Genomic DNA, 15,751 nt, shown 5'->3' on the forward strand with positions numbered 1-15,751 from the left:
ATGACGGACTACAAGATGGTACAACTCACATCCGCTCTGCCGCCGGTGCCGCCGTGCATCGCATCGATTCCGCCGTCTGCTCCGCGCCGCTCCTTCCTGCGCTGGATCACCGGCCTTTGCGGCACCGTGGCAAGCGCGGTCTTAGGGCTACCGCTGGTCGGCTACTTTCTCGCGCGACGAAAACGAGAAGTCGCCTGGGTCAGCCTAGGCTCGATCGAAGACTTCCCGGTGAACGAAACGCGCATGATTATGTTCGATAGCCCGTTGCGGCAGCCGTGGGACGGCATGACGGCGCACACCGGTGTTTATGTCCGCTACGAAGGTCGCGACGAACAGTCCGTCGACCGGTTCTTGGTGTTGGCCGTGAATTGCGCGCATCTCGGTTGCCCGGTATCGTGGTTTCCGCAATCGGGCCTGTTCATGTGTCCGTGTCATGGCGGCGTTTACCATGCGAACGGAGAACGTGCGTCGGGCCCTCCGCCGCGCGGAATGTTTCACTGTGTCTGGCGCATTCAAGACGGTCGACTCCAGGTTCAAGCCCCGCACTACCCAACGTTGCAAGACACGCTCGACGGCACGGTCTAAGAGAGGGAAGGCCCAGGCAGCAGAGGGCCGAACGAAAGCGTTATCGCGAGGAAGAAGCATCGATGGTCGGAATGCTCAAAACGATCGGCAACTGGCTCGACGCGCGTGTCGGATTTCGCGAGACGTTCTGGCCGATGCTGCGGCATCCGGTTCCGCGCTCGCTCGAAGGTCCGATGGGCTGGTGGTATGTCTTCGGCAGCGCGTCGATGACGCTGCTGCTGATTCAAATCGTCACCGGCATCGGCTTGGCCTTGGTCTATGTCCCCGCGGCGGACCAAGCTTACGAAAGCTTGTTGTTCCTCGACTACCGGCAGCCGCTCGGCTGGTTTTTGCGGGCCCTGCACTACTACGCGGGCTCCGGCATGGTGGTCATGTTGCTCATCCATATGACGCAAGTATTCCTCCACGGTGCGTATAAGTACCCGCGCGAATTGACATGGACCGTCGGGGTCGTGCTGTTGCTTTGCACGCTCGGCATGTTTTTTACCGGCCAGATTCTCCGCTGGGATCCGGACGCTTACTGGGGCCTAGCGGTTGCCGGCTCGATGGCGGGCCGCGTGCCGATCATCGGCCCGGAAATAGTGCATGGGTTGTTGGGGGGCGACGTGATCGGGGGAGATTCGTTGAGCCGGTTTTTCGCGCTGCATGTGTTCGTGATCCCGGCGGCATTGTTCGCGTTCTTGGCGTTGCATTTGTGGCTGGTGCTGAAGTGCGGCATCAGCGCGCCGCCGGTGCCTGGCATCATAGTCGACCCAAAAACATATGACGCGGAATATGAGAAGGAGTTGAAGACGGGCGTTCCGTTCTTCGGCGATGCGCTGCTGAAAGACATACTGTTCTCTTCGCTGACCGTGATCGCGGTGGTGGCACTCGCCGCGATTCTCGGCCCTAAGGGACCGAGCGGCCCGCCCGACCCGACGCTCGGCGGCGTGAACCCGCGCCCAGAGTGGCCGTTCTTGTGGCTCTTCGGCTTGCTTTCTCTAAGTCCGCCTAGCGCAGAGACGTTTATCATTCTCGCCTTTCCGGTGCTCGTCATCGCGGCTTTGTTTTTAGTGCCGGTCGTCAGCAACCGCGGAGAGCGAGCACCAAGTCGGCGACCGATCGCGGTGCTGATCGTGATCGTAACGTACACGGCTTTGGGCGCGCTCACTTATGAAGGGATCACGTCTCCCTGGTCGCCGAAGATGACGGCTTGGAGCGGCGATCCGATTCCCGAACGGATCGTGTTGCAAAGCACGCCGCGACGATTGCTGGGAGCGGTCGTGTTTCAGAATAAGAACTGCCGCAACTGCCATGCGCTCGACGGCCTCGGCGGCACGCGCGGACCTGATCTATCGACCATCGGCACGCGCTTGACACGCGATCAACTTATCGATCAGGTCAGCAACGGCACGCCCGGCGGCGGCAACATGCCGGCTTACGGGGGCCGAATCAACCCGGCCGAGATGGCGCTGCTGGTCGACTTCATGGTCGGCCTGCGGTCTCCGAATCAACCACCGGCGGAAGCATACGGCTTATCGCCGACGGTAGAAACGAAGGAGGCCGCGAAGAAACCATGAGCCCGACGCTCGATGCTTTTCTTCGTTCATGGCCGTGGAATCCGTGGCTCGCGGCCGCGATGTTGCTGAATGCCGGGCTCTATCTTCGCGGTTGGCGCGTGCTGCGCCGTCGCGATCCGCGCCGCTGGACTTTCGGACGGCTCACAGCCTTCTTCGGCGGGCTTGCGGCGATCTACCTCGCGCTCGCTTCGCCGGTCGAACCGTTTGCGGCGCTGTTGTTGCAAGTTCACATGGTGCAGCACCTGCTGCTGATGATGGTGGCTCCGCCGCTCCTTTGGCTCGGTGCGCCGTTGCTGCCCATCGTGCGCGGTCTGCCGGAGCCTGTGCGCACGTACTGGGCGGCGCCGTTGCTGCGTCACCGGGGGTTGCGACGCTTGTTCTCGAAGTTGGTTTCGCCGTGGATCGCCGGGCCGGCGTACGTTGCGACAACTTGGTTCTGGCACTTTCCACGTAGCTACGAGTTGGCTTTAAGTCGCGATGATTGGCATTTCGCCGAGCACGTTTGCTTCATCTTGAGTGCGCTGTTTTTTTGGTATCCGATCGTGCGACCTTATCCCAGTCGGCCGCGCTGGTCGACTTGGCTGCTGCTGCCGTATCTGCTCTTGGCCGATATTCAAAATACGGTGCTTGCGGCATGGCTCACTTTTTCCGACAAGGTGCTCTATCCCTACTACGAGCAAGTGCCGCGTATCGCCGGCATCTCGGCGCTCGAAGATCAAGCAACGGCCGGGGTGCTCATGTGGGTGCCGGGCTCCGTCGCTTTTCTGTTGCCGTTGTTCTGGATCGGACTACGGCTGCTCTTTCCGACATCGCCCGCATCAAAATCGCGACTGCAACTTCCGATTCTCCACGTGCCGCCGGCAACGCCGCTGGATCTGCTGCGCATACCATTTCTAGGTTCGTTATTGCGTCGACGAGCGACGCGCCGCGCCGCGCAAGCGGCATTAGCTTTTTTAGCGATCACGGTTATCTACGAGGGGCTCTACGGTCCGCAAATCGGGCCGATGAACTTGGCCGGCGTGTTGCCGTGGATTCATTGGCGCGGCGTTTTGATTCTCGGTTTGCTCATCGTCGGCAACGTATTTTGTTTCGCGTGTCCTTTCACGTTGCCACGAGCGCTGGCTCGGCGACTACTGCCGAACGGTCGAACCTGGCCGCGCTACTTGCGCAGTAAATGGCTTGCCGTCGGGCTCACTCTGTTGTTCTTATGGAGCTACGAGGCATTCGCCTTATGGGACAGCCCCTGGCTCACGGCCTGGATCGCGCTTGCCTACTTCGTCGGAGCGTTCGTCATCGACTCCTGGTTTCGAGGAGCGCCGTTTTGCAAGTACGTTTGCCCGATCGGTCAGTTCAACTTCGTGCAATCGCTCGTCTCGCCGCTCGAAGTAACTGTTCGTGAGCCGTCGCTGTGCCATTCTTGCCGCACGCACGACTGCATTCGGGGCAACGATGCCGCCGGGGGTTGCGAGTTGCACTTGTTTCAGCCACGAAAGATCGGAAATCTCGATTGCACGTTCTGCCTCGACTGCGTGCGCGCTTGCCCCCACGAGAATGTCGGGATCTTAGCCACCGTTCCAGGCCGAACGCTCTGGAGCGATCCGCTTCGTTCGGGCATCGGCCGACTTAGCCATCGGCCCGACCTTGCAACCCTCGTGCTGGTGCTCGTGTTCGGCGCGTTCGCCAATGCCGGGGGAATGGTGGCGCCGGTGGTCGAATGGCAAGACCGGTTGCGCGACTCTCTCCGCGGCGTTTCGCAATTGCTTGCGACGAGCGTTTACTATCTGGTGGCACTCATCGCCATACCGTCAGGGCTCGTCGTCGGTGCGGCTATGCTAAGCCGCACGCTGAGTCGATCGAAGGAAAGTATCCCGACCCTCATCGTTCGCTATTCGTATGCGTTTGTTCCGATCGGGTTCGGGATGTGGCTGGCACACTATAGTTTTCACTTCTTCACCAGCTACGACACGATCATTCCCACGACGCAGCGTTTCGCCGCAGGCATCGGCTGGTTCAACTTCGGCGAACCTCAGTGGCAATACTCTTGCTGCCGGCCGGCCGTGGCGTGGATTCCGCAACTGGAAACGCTCATGCTCGATTGCGGCTGGCTGCTTTCGCTTTACACAGGCCTGCGCATCACCGAGGCTCATGCGACTGATAACAACCGCGCCACGCAAACCATCAAGGCATTCGCGCCTTGGGCGCTGCTGATCTCGCTATTATTCTTGGTAGGTGTGTGGATTATCTTTCAGCCGATGCAGATGCGCGGCACGCTTCCGGCCGGCGGCTAGGCGTCTTCAAATTAGATTCGTTCGATACCATGCACTCGCCGGCTTCTATTTCGATTTTGGTTTGCATCTTGTTCGGCCCGCTATGCGGCATCTTGCAGGCCGATGGTGGGACGCTCCGGCTCGTCGAGCAACAAGGGAAATACCGAGTCTCGATCTTCACGTCGCCGAATCCGTTGCGAGCCGGACCTGTCGACATCAGCCTGTTCGTGCAAGAGGCCGACACCGCGCAACCCGTGCCGGAGGCACAAGCGACGGTCATCGTGACACCGAGCGACGGCGTCGGCCCCTCCTCGCAAAGCCCGGCCACGACGGAAGCCGCGACGAATAAGCTTTTGCGAGCCGCGTTGTTCGACCTTCCGACGGCAAATAAATGGGATGTCGAAATTCAATGTGAAGTCGACCGCGAACGGATCGTCGGGCGTTTCACGATGGAAACCGTGGAACCGCTGCCGGCGTGGCTTAGCGTTTGGCCTTGGTTCTGTTGGCCGCTCGTCGCGATTTTTCTTTTCGGCTTGCACCGGCTATTCGTCGCTCGCAAGCCGGCGGGTCGAGATCGAACGCCGCATCGTGTAAGTTAACGGCGAACAAGAAACCTCTCCTGCTGTATGCCTGCAGGAATTTATACCGATAAGCGAGTTGATGCTATGGATCGAAAAGTTGCGATCGTCACCGGCGCGGGCTCCGGAATCGGCCGTGCCGCGGCGCTGGCATTGTTTCGCGAAGGTTATTGCGTGGCCCTCGCCGGACGCCGGGCCGAAGCGCTGGCGGGAAGCATCGCACTGGCCGCAACGTCGACCACGACGGCGAAAGACATCGAACGCCTCTTGGCGATTCCGACCGACGTTACCGAACCCACCGAAGTTCGAACATTGTTCGAGCAAACGGTCGCGCGTTTCGGTCGCGTCGATCTGCTGTTTAACAACGCGGGGACCGGTGCTCCCCCGATACCGCTCGATGAGTTGACGATCGAGCAATGGCGGCGCGTCGTCGACGTCAACCTTACGGGCCCGTTCCTTTGTACTCGCGAGGCGTTTCGCGTGATGAAGGCGCAATCGCCATGCGGCGGGCGGATCATCAACAACGGTTCGATCTCGGCCCATACTCCGCGTCCTAACTCCGCGCCTTACACCGCGACCAAGCACGCGATCACGGGCCTCACCAAATCGACGGCGCTCGACGGCCGAAAGTGGAACATCGCGTGCGGCCAGATCGACATCGGCAACGCCGCTACGGAAATGACCGCTCGCATGAGCGGCGGAGTGTTGCAAGCCGATGGCCGCACCGCTCCGGAGCCGACGATGAACGTCGACAACGTGGCCCGTTCGATCGTTTACATGGCCGGCCTTCCGCTCGACGCGAATGCGTTGTTCCTTACGGTCATGGCTACGCAAATGCCGTTTGTCGGCCGCGGATAACTCGAACTCTCCACGGTTCTCTGCTTGCTAACAAGACGCAGTCGGCATCTCCAAAGGAAATCGTCGAATGAACCACGAACCGGATCGCGATCGCTCGCTCGATGGCATTCTTTCTCGCCGGACTTTCTTTCGCGGTTCCTTGCTAGCCGCCGGAGCGTTAGCGCTCACGGAGTTGAACGAAGATTCTACGCATGCCGCCGACGAAGCGATAAAGCCTACGAACACGAAGCCGAGCAATCCGCATCCGCTCGACCCGTTGTCGCCGACGGAGATCGGGCGAGCGGTGGAGATCGTACGTGCGAGTTATCCCACACCGAAAGACTTGCGATTCGTCACCGTGACGTTGCGCGAGCCCAGCAAGCAAATCGTCAGGGAGCACGGTCCAAAAAAGGCGATTCCAAGAGAAGCCTTCTTGATCTTGCTCGATACTTCCATCGGGAAAGCGATGGAAGCGATCGTCGACTTGCGACAAGAGAAGCTCGTGTCGTTCGACAAGCTACCCCATGCCGTGCAACCGCCGATCATGGCCGATGAGTTCGCCGAGTGCGAGGAGGCCGTGAAACGCTCGCCCGAGTTTCTCGCGGCTCTCAAGAAACGAGGCATCGACGATGTGAAACTCGTGATGGTCGATCCTTGGTCTGCCGGAATCTACGGCACCGAATTGCCCGAAGACGCAGGCAAGCGTTTATCTCGCGCTCTCTGTTGGGTTCGTTCGGAAGTGAACGACAACGGATATGCTCGGCCGCTGGACGGTGTGATTGCGGTGGTCGATCTCAACAAGATGGAAGTCTTGCGAATTGAAGATTACGGCGTCGTGCCGCTGCCGCCCGAAAGCGGCAACTGGGCGCGCGAATATCTTCGCGACGTGCGACAAGATCTTAAACCGCTGGAGATCACGCAGCCGCAGGGGCCGAGCTTTACGGTCGACGGTTACGAAGTCGCTTGGCAGAAGTGGAAGTTCCGGATCGGCTTCACGCCGCGCGAAGGACTGGTGCTCCACACGCTGAGCTACGCCGACGGCGATCGCGAACGAGCGATCTTGGCTCGCGCGAGCGTTTGCGAAATGGTCGTCCCTTACGGAGATCCCGCCGAACGCCACTTTCGCAAAAACGCTTTCGATATCGGTGAGTACGGTATCGGCACGATGGCGAATTCGCTCCAACTCGGCTGCGATTGCTTAGGCTCGATGCGCTACTTCGACGCACATATGACCGACAGTCGCGGGCAGCCGCTCACGATCAAAAACGCGATCTGCCTGCATGAGGAAGATTCCGGATTGCTATGGAAGCACACCGACTGGCGCACCGGTTCGAGCGAAACTCGCCGCTCGCGACGGCTCTCAGCGTCGTTCATCGCCACGGTCGGCAACTATGAATACGGCTTCTTTTGGTATCTCTATCAAGACGGCTCGCTTCAATGCGAAGTGAAGCTGACGGGAATCATGAACACCACGGCGCTGAAGCCCGGCGAGCAGCCGGAGTACGGCGTCGAGATCGCCCCGCAACTCAATGCCCCCTTTCACCAGCATGTGTTTGCCGCACGACTCGACATGAGCATCGACGGCGCGGAGAACTCGGTATACGAAGTGAACGCGGTTCGCATTCCGCGCGGGTCGGACAACCCGCACGGCAACGCATTTCGCGCCGAAGAAACGCTGCTGAAAACCGAGCAACAAGCGAAGCGGATGGTCAACGGAGCGGCCGGCCGCTTCTGGCGAATCGTCAATCCCGGCAAGAAGAATCGCCTAGGGCGTTCGGTCGGCTATCGCTTGGTGACGGGCGAGAATTGCCCGATCTTGGTACAGCCCGATGCCGCCGTGATGAAACGGGCGGGCTTTCTCGCCAGCAATCTGTGGGTCACTCCCTATCGAACGGAAGAACGTTATCCTTCTGGCGAGTATCCCAATCAAAATCCCGGCGGCGACGGGCTCCCGAAATGGACCGCGAACGATCGGCAGATCGAAAACACCGACCTCGTCGTGTGGTACGTGTTCGGGCACAACCACGTTCCTCGTCCCGAAGATTGGCCCGTCATGCCGGTCTCGACGATCGGCTTCATGCTCAAGCCCGATGGATTCTTCGAGCGCAATCCGGCCATGGACGTTCCTTCTCCGACGAAGTAATCGGATTGCGTTCTGGCATCGTTTGAAATCACCGAGCCCTCGTTCTCGTATCGGAGCCTCATCATCGCTACCAACTTCGTTTCTCGCCGAGATGTGATCGGTCTCGGTGCGCTGACCGCCTGCGGATTTGCGGCAAGCGAGCTGCCGGCCGACGACACGGCCGTTCCAAAGCCGGGATTGGAAAAAGAGTTGGCTCAGTTGGAAGAGACCTGGGCCGGAAGCTTTTCGATCGAAGCGCAGCGTCTCGACGCGCCGGGCCATTTCGCACTCCGACCGAACACGATTCTGCCGACCGCCAGCACCTGCAAGCTGTTCGTGCTTTGCGAACTGTTTCGGCAAGCGGAAGCCGGCATCGTCGACCTAAATGCCCCCCTCACATGGAAACCGGAGCATCATCGCACCGGCGACGGGGTGTTGCGGGCGATGATTCCCGGTCAGGAGTTATCGGCTCACAACATGGCGATCCTGATGACGGTCTTGAGCGACAACATCGCAACGGCCGTGCTGGTCGACCTGCTCGGTCCGGACAATATCGGCCGGAGCATGAAGACTTGGAAGCTGGACGACAGCGATTTCTTCGAGGGGCTTCCGGCCGGCTCTCGCGCCGCGCAGATGAAACAGCCCGTTAGCACGGCACACGATCTCTGTTCGCTCATCACGCGGATTTATCGAAAAGACATTTTGACTGCGAAGTCGTGCGAAGAGATTATTCGCATCTTGCGCGCTCAGCGTTGCAACGACATGCTCGCGAGATACATTCCCGTCGGCGAAGACTGGGGCAACGCCCCGACCTGGATTGCGAACAAAACCGGTTACGGCGAGTGCCGCGTGGAAGTCGGCATCGTGAAGAGCGCCGTACTGACGATGTCGCTCAGCGTGTTTTTTAAGCCGCACAAGTCGCCACCGCACCGGCTGAAAAGCATGTCCGATTATCCACCCGTCCTGGCCGTGGCGCATGCCTGCCAAGCGGTGTACGAACACTTTGCAACTGCGTAGGCGGCTATGCCATGAGCGGCTGAATCGGCTCGCCGGATTGCACGACGGCGGCGACGTCGCTCGGCAAGTTTCTGTCGAGTCGCAGTTGTCCCAAGTCGAACATCGTATGCATGATCGTCGACAGGAGATGCGACGGGGTATACGGCTCCGTGGCAGGGCGGGAAGCGTTCGAGTCGGAGCGGCCGACCACTTTTCCCATGTTCAATCCGCCACCGTAGACCAGCAGAGGCGTGAGTTCGCCGTAGTGGTCTCGTCCGCCGTTGGTGTTGATGCGTGGCGTGCGCCCCATCTCGCCTGTGACGACAAGCAGCACTTTGTCTTGCAATCCGCGAGCTTCGCAATCTTCGATGAACGCGGCCACGGCATGATCGACTTGGGGGCCGAGCCAGTTCATGCCGTTCAGTCCCTTAGGGCTGTTGCCGTTGCTGTGCATGTCCCAACCGCAATCGGAGACCGTGACGAAGCCGCAACCGGATTCGACGAGTCGCCGAGCGAGCAGCATTTGCCGGCCGAGCAAATTCGTCGAGCGTTGCATATCGCCCCAGCGGCGCACGTCTTCGTTGCGAAAGCAATGGCTCGTGTCGTAACGAGCAAGCGACTTCGGATCTTCGTTCGCCAAATCGAACGCCTTGGCGACTCCGCCTGTGATGACGTCGTACGCCTGTTGCTGCAATCGATCGAAGCCGTCGATGCGGCCGCTCACGTCCATCCGTCGCTTGAGCACGTCTAAGCCGGTGAGTAACGCGCGACGATCGGAGAAACGATCGGCGGAAATCGCCAACTGCATGTCTTGCTGCAAGGGCCCGCCGCCGCTCGGGCTGAAGGCCTGATAGTTCGCTCCCAAAGAGCCCGGCTGCGTGAGGCCCGGGAGGTGCCCGGTCTCGAAGTTGCGTCCGATCTTGAAGTCGGGCGGAGCGACGGCTTCGGGCAGAACGAGCGTATGGGTCGGCGCGCCGGTATAAGGATGGTTCGTGCCGACGACGCGCGAGTAGAGTGCGCCGAGCGCGGCCTTGGTCGAATTGCCGGCCGTCGTGACGGAATCGTATTCGTGTCCGCCGTTCTTCGATTGAAACGTCCGTACGACGGAAAACTTCTTCGCCAATCGCGCGAGTTGCGGAAAGGTGCCGCCGAAGGTGATACCCGGATGGGCCGTATCGACTTCACCCATGATGCTGCGAAATTCCGCCGGAGCGGTCATCTTCGGGTCGAACAGTTCGATATGCGAAGGTCCGCCCCCTAAGAACAGCAGCACGACCGAGCGGCCGGTCGCGTAAGGCTTAAGCACGTCGGCCGCCCAAGCATCGCGCCCTGCAAGGCCGGGCATCGCCGCTCCGAACAAACTCATCGCCCCTACGCGTAGAAAATCACGGCGATGTACGCCGCCGCCCGGCGATCGATACGGCTCGGAGATCGATAACATGGCGAGTATTCCGAAGAGGGAGGCATTCAGGCGGGAGTCGAGCGGGGAACTGTATCATCATCTAATCCACCCCTTCGTAGCAATCGTATTTTCCGGCTCCGCGTCTCGACCCTTCGCCGCAGGCCTGTCAAAGCCGATTTATTCGGAATGCTGGGCGACAAGTCGAGCTCGGTCGATTCATGAAACGCCGGCCGAGAGCTGGGCAAACTCCTCGTCGGAAAGAGAGACGCTTGCAGCCGCGAGGTTCTCCTCCAGGTGCGCGATCGAAGTCGTGCCGGGAATGACGATGATATTGGGTGCCCGTCGTAGCAACCAAGCCAGTGCGCCGCGTGTGCCGGCGAGCGGGGCTTGCGGGGCGAAGGGCTTGGCGGCAAGCGGACCCCAGGGGAGATAGGCGATCTCGTGCCGAGCGCAATAGTCGACGACCGGATCGTCGGCCCGCTCGACCAAGTTGTAACGATTCTGCACCGACACGATCGGCACGATGCCGCGTGCTTCCTCGATCTGCGCCAGTGAGACGTTCGACAGCCCGACGTGTCGCAGCTTCCCTTCGCGACGCAAATCCGCCAACGTACCGACGCTCTCTGCGAACGGGACCTGCGGATCAGGGCGATGCAACTGATAAAGATCGATCCGTTCGATGCGTAGCAACTTCAAGCTTTCTTCGCAGCGACGACGAAGAACCTCCGGCCGACCATCGGCGAAGACCTTGTCGGGCGCCGTCTTCTCGACGCCCCCTTTCGTTGCGATCACGACGTCGGCTGCGTAAGGAGCGAGCGCTTCACCGATCAACTCCTCATTGCACGACGGACCATAGGCATGCGCCGTGTCGATGAAGTTGATTCCGAGTTCGATGGCCCGACGCAGGAGCCTTTTGCCGGCTTCCCAATCGGGATACCGACCGAAATTTCCCGGCTGCGCGCATAACCGCATGGCACCGTAGCCGAACCGATGGACGCGTAAGTCGCCATCGAGAAGAAACGTCGTATTCATCAGCCGAGATTTCATGAAGGGACGAAGCGCAAAATCGATCCCGATTCCGCAAGCACGCCATTGTAGCGATGCGCAGCGGCTCTTTCCGCCTCTCACATCGCACATTCAGGAACTACGCCTGCGCTTCGCTCCAGGCACTAGAACCGGAGGCAAAGATCGACATACAGTCTCGATTGCAGAAGGTCGCGGCGGTCGGTCAGGGGGTATTCCCAGCAGACCCCCGTTTCATTCATCCGGCCGAAGCGATAGCGCATGCCGAGCGAGCCGGTAACGACATCGTGGCCAGCCACGCCGGAGGCGCCGAGGTTGATGAGGTCTTGTCCCTCGAAGTTCACCGGCACTGTATTGCCCGCGTCGAACCAGTGGAACCAGTTCACACCACTGAGAACATAGACGCGTTCGGTGAGCTTCACGTCCCATTGGTTCGACCAATACCACATCGAAGAACGAGCTTCGGTATCGGTCGGGAGGCGAAGTCCGGAGCCGGTAACCCAATGTGCGACACCGTCGAATAGCGATTGGCCGGCACTCGAAAACAGATGGAACTCTCCGTCTCCGCGGCCTTGGAAGACGCGATGCGCACCGGTATCCAGCTCGAACGTGCCGCCGACGCTTACGATCGTTTGCGATGCGGGATTGCGAAATAAGTTGTATTTCAAACCGGCGGCCACATCGGCGAAGCCTTCCGTACCGGGCACTGTCGGGTTGCCGGGATTGAGCCAAAGGTAGCCGTCTTTCGTGGCGATGATCGACAACCGTTGTGTCAACGCAACGCGAATCTGCGCGGCGAGGAATTGCGCCGTCCCACCTTGAAAAACCGGATTGGCATGCGGAATCCATTGATTCGCAAAATGGAATCGGAGTTCGGTGAGCGTGCGGGGATCTTCGAAGAACAGCGGGTTGCTCGCCGGCGAGATGAAGTCGGAAAAGGCACGATCGCTCGAAGCGAAAATACCGAGAAGCTTGCCGTTGTTGCCGACGAGCGCGGCATCGACGATGCGAGCCCCCTCGGATAGCTCGATCGGCTTCTCGTTTCCGCTCGTCAAGTCGACCAACTTGCCGGCGCTCGAGCTCGTACCCGATGAAGGATTCGTAAAGGGATCGGTGCGCAATTCGTCGAAGGGCGATCCGGCGGCGAACGAAGCCGTCGTTGTGAGAACGGCCGCGCAGATCGCGAGACTGAAACGTACGACGCGAAGTGATGCACTCGACACTAGCCACCTCCCTGTGAACAGATCATGCCGCCGACGGCAATCGGACGCGGCGACTTTTCGAGAACGGATCCATCGCCGATGCGAGGTTTCTTCGTCGAGCCGCGAAATGCGCTACATCGAAAGGAGCGTGACTTCGGGCGATTGCCAAATTCGCAGATTTGCTAGTTCTCAGTCTGCATAAAGAGCTGTCCTGCGCGATAGAATCCGCGGAACCGGGCAGCGACCTTCGCATTTGCGAAGATGCGATACCGCAGGGCCGAATGGCTCGCAGAACGGCGCGGCAGACATCGCCGAAGCAATATCCGAATTAGAAAAGCGTTCCTTGTGCATTCATTTCTATTGATCCATTCCTCCCCGCCGATTAAACTCAATGGGTGATACTGCCCGCCCCCGCCTGCGTGTCGAACCGCGCCACCTCCGCACGGACTACTACACGATGATTCCCGCCGCACGCCCTTCTTCTCACGTCGACCGACGTTCGTTTCTCGTCGCTTCGACGGCCGGCTTTGCAGGCCTACGCTTCGGCACGCCACGCTTGGCCGCAGCCGCGAAGACAGCCGACGCCGCTCGACGCCGAGCCCCGAAAGCCAAGAGCACGATCCTCTTCTTTCTCTGCGGCGGCTCTTCGCACATCGACATGTGGGATCTCAAGCCCGAGGCTCCGGTCGAGTATCGCGGGCCGTTCAACCCGATCGCCACGAGTGCTCCAGGCTTGATGATCGGCGAGCATCTGCCGCTGACGGCGCAACAAGGTAAGCACCTCGCGATCATCCGTTCGCTGCGCTGTTCGGTGAACACGAACGACCACCACGCCGGCTACTATCACAACCTCACCGGCCACGCTGCCGACGCGAGCTTCCTTTCGCTCGGCAATAATCGCACACCGATGCCCGACGATTGGCCGTATATCGGCACGGTCGTCGGCTCGCGCCGTCCGACCGGCCAAGGCCTGCCGAACTGCATCGCTCTGCCGCACATGCCGAGCCGCGCTCCCTACACACGGCCGGGCCAGTTCGCCGCGCGGCTCGGCGTCGAACACGATCCGCTGTATGTCTACGGCAGTTTGGAAAAGCCGCTGGAGTTTCAAGCCCCCGCGCTGGTGTTGCAAGGAGACGTCGACGGCAGCCGCCTGGCATCACGGCAGCAGTTGCTTTCGTCGCTCGACAAGGCCCGACGCGAACTCGACGCCACGGCCGATAAGCGTCAGTGGTCGCAGTTGCAAGAGCGCGCACTGTCGCTCCTCGGGGGAACGCAAACCACGGCCGCGTTCAATGTCTCAGGCGAGTCTGAAGCGCTGCGCGAGCGTTATGGCCAGACGGTCAACGGCATGAGCTTGCTCACGGCCCGGCGATTGGTCGAGGCCGGAGTACCGTTCGTCACCGTCTTTTGGATGGAAGACGAGAAGAAGCTCCACAAGAAATGCAAAAGCGCCGGAAGCTGGGACACGCACGGAAATAACTTCAACTGCCTGAAAGACGACTTGCTGCCGGAATTCGATCGAGGCTTCTCCGCGCTAGTAGAAGACTTGCACCAGCGCGGCCTGCTGGACGACACGCTCCTGATGGTCACGAGCGAGATGGGACGCACGCCGAAGATCGGCGACCGGCGCTCCGGCGGCGTCGCCGGTGCAGGACGCGATCACTGGACGCATTGCCAGAGCATCGTCATGGCCGGCGGAGGCATTCAAGGAGGCCAAGCCTACGGTACGACCGATCGCCGGGCCGAGTTTCCGGCAGAGAAACCGGTCACGCCGGCGCATATTGCCAAGACCGTGTACCACGCCATGGGCATCGACGATCTCGAAGGACGCGACAAAGATGGCCGTATCTTCAACCTGCTCGCCGAAGGGGATCCGATCTTAGACTTGTTCTAAGCGGCGCCGATTCAAAAAGGTATTGAGCCATAAAGATCGACCTTCGTTGAGGAGCCATGCCGTGCGACGCCGAGAGTTTTTGCAGTCGGCCGCGGCGGGGCTTTATTGCGGCGGTTCACTGTCGGCAACAGATCCGTCGACGGCGGAAAAGCAGACCGAGAACCATCTCGTAAATGAATGGTCTCCGGAGCCGCCGACGTTTAGCGTGATCCCTGTCGTCGGCGACGGCCGTTGGATCTGGAACAAGCCTCCCGAGAACGAAACCGGCTATTTAGAGCCGCGCCGTTTTCGATTGCAAGTCGGCATCGAACTAACGGGGCGCGGCGACGCCGAAGGAATCACCGCGACGACGCCGGTGCCGATCGGCGTTCCCGAGCAGGAGATCGTCTCCGAAAGTATTAAGGTCGTCGGTTCGGAAGCGACGCTCGAATCGATTGCCCCGCTGGCGCGGCAGTTGAAGATGTTCGCGCCGCAACTGAGCCGCGGGCAAACGGCATCGGCTGTCGCTGAGTTCGAGTTGCGATTGCAGAAGCAGTATTTCGGTTACTCACGTGAGAAATTCCCCGCCGCGCAAACGGTTCCGCCCGAGGTGCGCTCGGCGTTCCTCGGCGATAGCCCGGGCATTCAGACCCGATCGCCGAACGTGCTTGCGCTGGTGAAAGAACTCACCGAAGAAGGTGCAAGCGGCACCAAGGCAAGCGCCGCAGAGCATCCTTGGCGACAAGCCGAACTTTTCGCCGCCTGGGTTCGTGAAAACATCAAGCCGAAGCTCGGCGCGTATACGAGTGTGACGAAAGCGATCGAAAATCGCTTCGGCGACTGCGAAGAGATGGCCGGAGTGTTCGTTGCGCTGTGTCGCGCCGTCGGCATTCCGGCCCGGCTCGTCTGGATACCGAACCATGTTTGGAGCGAGTTCTATCTCGCGGACGATGCAGGAACGGGGCATTGGATTCCCGTCCACACGGCTTGTTACCACTGGTTCGGCTGGACCGGCGTGCATGAGCTCGTGTTGCAAAAGGGAGACCGTCTCCGCGTGCCGGGGAAGGGAACTCTCGTGCGGCTTCAGCAAGACCGCCTGCAATGGATCGGCACGAAGCCCGACGCTAAGTACTGGGCCGAGTTGACCCCGCTGGCCGATGCCGATGCGAAAGCAACGAGCGCGGACGCGAACACCGACACGTCCGACGCCGGGCCTGGCGCGCGCCGCAAGGGCCCGACCGGCGAATGGCTTCCGATCGGCAAGCATCCGCTCGATAAATCTTTGCGAAGATAACGTCTGCCCGCCG

General features: G+C 60.4%; 12 protein-coding genes. 9 read left to right on the forward strand and 3 right to left on the reverse strand.

What is annotated here, in order from left to right; translation table 11 throughout:
- The 7 genes from K8U03_20575 to K8U03_20605 all read left to right on the forward strand — a co-directional run bounded on the left by K8U03_20575 (position 1) and on the right by K8U03_20605 (position 8,965).
- Positions 1–585, forward strand: a complete 585-nt coding sequence (locus tag K8U03_20575) for a Rieske 2Fe-2S domain-containing protein (protein MCE9607288.1) — start codon at positions 1–3, stop codon at positions 583–585.
- A 71-nt stretch (positions 586–656) separates the two neighbouring features.
- The gene (locus K8U03_20580) at positions 657–2,144 is read left to right on the forward strand and encodes a cytochrome b N-terminal domain-containing protein (GenBank protein ID MCE9607289.1); all 1,488 of its coding nucleotides are present in this window, start codon (positions 657–659) and stop codon (positions 2,142–2,144) included.
- Entirely contained in the window at positions 2,141–4,432 is a 2,292-nt protein-coding gene (locus K8U03_20585; protein MCE9607290.1) for a cytochrome c oxidase assembly protein, read from the forward strand. Before K8U03_20580 ends, K8U03_20585 begins: the two co-directional genes overlap by 4 nt.
- A 68-nt stretch (positions 4,433–4,500) precedes the next feature.
- Positions 4,501–5,010 carry a hypothetical protein gene (locus tag K8U03_20590; GenBank protein ID MCE9607291.1) on the forward strand — a complete coding sequence of 170 codons (510 nt, stop codon included), beginning with the start codon at positions 4,501–4,503 and terminating at the stop codon, positions 5,008–5,010.
- 66 nt (positions 5,011–5,076) lie between these two features.
- Positions 5,077–5,847 carry an SDR family oxidoreductase gene (locus K8U03_20595; GenBank protein ID MCE9607292.1) on the forward strand — a complete coding sequence of 257 codons (771 nt, stop codon included), beginning with the start codon at positions 5,077–5,079 and terminating at the stop codon, positions 5,845–5,847.
- A 67-nt stretch (positions 5,848–5,914) separates the two neighbouring features.
- Entirely contained in the window at positions 5,915–7,969 is a 2,055-nt protein-coding gene (locus tag K8U03_20600) for a primary-amine oxidase (protein ID MCE9607293.1), read from the forward strand.
- A gap of 93 nt (positions 7,970–8,062) precedes the next feature.
- Entirely contained in the window at positions 8,063–8,965 is a 903-nt protein-coding gene (locus K8U03_20605; GenBank protein MCE9607294.1) for a class A beta-lactamase-related serine hydrolase, read from the forward strand.
- A gap of 4 nt (positions 8,966–8,969) precedes the next feature.
- Here the strand turns inward: K8U03_20605 and K8U03_20610 are convergent, their stop codons facing one another.
- The 3 genes from K8U03_20610 to K8U03_20620 form a co-directional block, all read right to left on the reverse strand.
- The gene (locus K8U03_20610; protein ID MCE9607295.1) at positions 8,970–10,385 is read right to left on the reverse strand and encodes a DUF1501 domain-containing protein; all 1,416 of its coding nucleotides are present in this window, start codon (positions 10,383–10,385) and stop codon (positions 8,970–8,972) included.
- 177 nt (positions 10,386–10,562) lie between these two features.
- Positions 10,563–11,393 (reverse strand): aldo/keto reductase, encoded by an 831-nt coding sequence (locus K8U03_20615; GenBank protein ID MCE9607296.1) that lies wholly within the window; start codon positions 11,391–11,393, stop codon positions 10,563–10,565.
- Between the two features lie 122 nt (positions 11,394–11,515).
- Positions 11,516–12,592: a hypothetical protein gene (locus tag K8U03_20620; GenBank protein MCE9607297.1), complete on the reverse strand. Its 1,077-nt coding sequence runs from the start codon at positions 12,590–12,592 to the stop codon at positions 11,516–11,518.
- A gap of 436 nt (positions 12,593–13,028) precedes the next feature.
- Here K8U03_20620 and K8U03_20625 point away from each other — a divergent pair, with 436 nt between their 5' ends.
- Both K8U03_20625 and K8U03_20630 read left to right on the forward strand, forming a co-directional pair.
- Positions 13,029–14,465, forward strand: coding sequence for a DUF1501 domain-containing protein (locus K8U03_20625; protein MCE9607298.1), 1,437 nt, complete (start codon positions 13,029–13,031; stop codon positions 14,463–14,465).
- 61 nt (positions 14,466–14,526) lie between these two features.
- Positions 14,527–15,738 (forward strand): transglutaminase-like domain-containing protein, encoded by a 1,212-nt coding sequence (locus K8U03_20630; GenBank protein ID MCE9607299.1) that lies wholly within the window; start codon positions 14,527–14,529, stop codon positions 15,736–15,738.
- Positions 15,739–15,751 lie beyond the last annotated feature (13 nt).

The sequence above is a fragment of the Planctomycetia bacterium genome (assembly GCA_021413845.1).
In the GTDB taxonomy this organism is placed as follows: domain Bacteria; phylum Planctomycetota; class Planctomycetia; order Pirellulales; family PNKZ01; genus PNKZ01.